At 52.3% G+C, this 2118-nt stretch carries 2 protein-coding genes and 1 pseudogene; all 3 read right to left on the bottom strand.

Annotated features, from left to right (window positions below; genetic code table 11):
* Nucleotides 1-46: 46 nt before the first annotated feature.
* Nucleotides 47-439 carry a hypothetical protein gene (locus BOW51_RS11965; protein ID WP_370738169.1) on the bottom strand — a complete coding sequence of 131 codons (393 nt, stop codon included), beginning with the start codon at nucleotides 437-439 and terminating at the stop codon, nucleotides 47-49.
* 36 nt (nucleotides 440-475) lie between these two features.
* Nucleotides 476-1876, bottom strand: a complete 1401-nt coding sequence (locus BOW51_RS10090; protein ID WP_078477604.1) for a cbb3-type cytochrome c oxidase subunit I — start codon at nucleotides 1874-1876, stop codon at nucleotides 476-478.
* 17 nt (nucleotides 1877-1893) lie between these two features.
* Nucleotides 1894-2118: pseudogene (locus tag BOW51_RS11740) on the bottom strand (hypothetical protein); the annotation flags it as partial.

The raw sequence follows: 2118 nt of genomic DNA, 5'->3' as shown, positions 1-2118 counted from the left end.
TTCCTTTGGCGCTGGCGCACGTCAGAAAAACAGTCTCGCCTAGTGGCTACCGGGGACTACGCGCCTTCGATTCTCTCTCCTTGGCGCGCAGCGTACGAATAACTCCCTGCACAACGAAGTAACTTGAAGTCAGCAGCGCAATGGTATTGATCAGTGCCGAATTACGATCCAGCGTTAGCTGGTAGTGATTGAAGAGTTCAACATCGTTCATGCGCGCAAAAGCGTAAGCGACGAAGAAAATCGCAAAGACAAGCAACTCGGCAAGAATAAAAATCCAGATTGCCAGGTCACCCGGCGGATATTTATGCTGTGGCTGAACGCTGCTTGTTGCCACCTGGGCATCCATACTATTCACGAATATAGAAGTGGCGCACTCGCCGGGAAAAATCAGTCGCGAACCAAAAGCTGTTGATTCGCCTGCATCTGCATAAAAAAGCATCCCCGCAAATGCGGGGATGCCATTCAGGGTTGATAACTACGCGGACTCTTCCACACCAGCACCTGCTTCCGGATCGGAGTTACCGACAAAGAAACTGACGATATAGAGAATCAGGCCAATCAGGAAGACCACACCGGCAAGTTCACGCAGCCAGTAGAAGATTTCGATCTTGTCCTGAACCACCATGAACGGAAGCGGTTCATCCGAGTAGCGCTGCAGGTATGTCTGCAGAACGCCCGCCGCTGTCAGAAACAGTGTAATGAACACCATTGAGACAGTCATCAACCAGAATGACCACATCTCCACGATCTGCGAACGATTACTGCCCGCTGCCTTGCGGCCACGCATTAGTGGCATTGCGTAAGAGATAATCGCCAGCACGATCATTACATAGGCACCAGAGAATGCCATGTGACCGTGCGCTGCCGTGATTTGCGAACCGTGCGTGTAGTAGTTGACCGGTGCGAGGGTATGAAGAAATCCCCATACACCTGCGCCAAGGAAAGCCATCACGGCTGTACCGAGTGCCCATAGCAAGGCAGCCTTGTTGGGATGATTTCGCCGACGGCGGTTCACCATGTTGAAGGCAAATACAGTCATCATGAAGAACGGTATCGGTTCCATCGCGGAGAAGATTGATCCCCACCACTGCCAGTACTCAGGTGTTCCTATCCAGTAGTAATGGTGACCTGTACCGATAATGCCGGTGATCAGGGTCATGGCGATAATCACGTAGAGCCACTTCTCAATCACTTCGCGATCGACACCGGTTGTCTTGATCAGTACGAAAGCGAGAATCGATCCGAGAATCAGCTCCCACACACCCTCTACCCACAGATGAACAACCCACCACCAGTAGAACTTGTCCTTAACCAGGTTGTCAGGATTGTAGAATGCGAACAGGAACAGCAGCGCAAGGCCAAGCAGGCCGATCAACAGCACCAGACTGATCGCGGTCTTGCGTCCCTTGAGGATTGTCATACCGATGTTGTAAAGAAATGCCAGCGCCACAATGACGATGCCTATCTTGGTAATGGTCGGCTGTTCAAGAAACTCGCGGCCCATGGTCGGCAACAGCTCGTTGCCTGTCATCTGTGCCAGTCCTGCATAGGGAACCAGCAGGTAACCGACGATCGTCAGTGCGCCTGCAATCAGGAACACCCAGAACATCAGCTTTGCAAGTAACGGGCTGTGAAGCTCGCGTTCTGCCTCTTCCGGTACCAGGAAGTAGGCTGCGCCCATGAAGCCGAACAGCAGCCACACGATCAGCAGGTTAGTGTGCACCATGCGTGCGACATTGAACGGGATTTCCGGGAACAGGAAATCACCTACGACGTATTGAAGACCTATGATTAGTCCGAACAGAATCTGTCCGACAAAAAGGCCGATAGCAGCAATAAAATAAAGTTTTGCTACGGATTGGTATTGATATTGCATGAGTCTGTCTCCTCTCCTCAGCCCTGGATATTCGGTGGCCAGCCAGCCGTGTCAATTTCAGATGTATACTTCAGGAACTCTGCAAGCGCATCGAGATCCTCATCGCTGAAATTGAACTGGGGCATACTGCGGCGACCGGGAATTCCCTCGCTGCGCGCCAAGGAGAGAGAATCGAAGGCGCGTAGTCCCCGGTAGCCACTAGGCGAGACTGTTTTTCTGACGTGCGCCAGCGCCAAAGGAAA

Origin of the sequence: Solemya elarraichensis gill symbiont (assembly GCF_002021095.1) — a bacterium.
Lineage (GTDB): Bacteria > Pseudomonadota > Gammaproteobacteria > Chromatiales > Chromatiaceae.
This window is presented reverse-complemented; position numbering and strand designations above follow the sequence as displayed.

Excerpts from the sequence above, each read along its gene's own strand:
- BOW51_RS11965 (WP_370738169.1), bottom strand. The coding sequence starts at position 439 with ATGCTTTTTTATGCAGATGCAGGCGAATCAACAGCTTTTGGTTCGCGA.
- BOW51_RS10090 (WP_078477604.1), bottom strand. The coding sequence starts at position 1,876 with ATGCAATATCAATACCAATCCGTAGCAAAACTTTATTTTATTGCTGCT.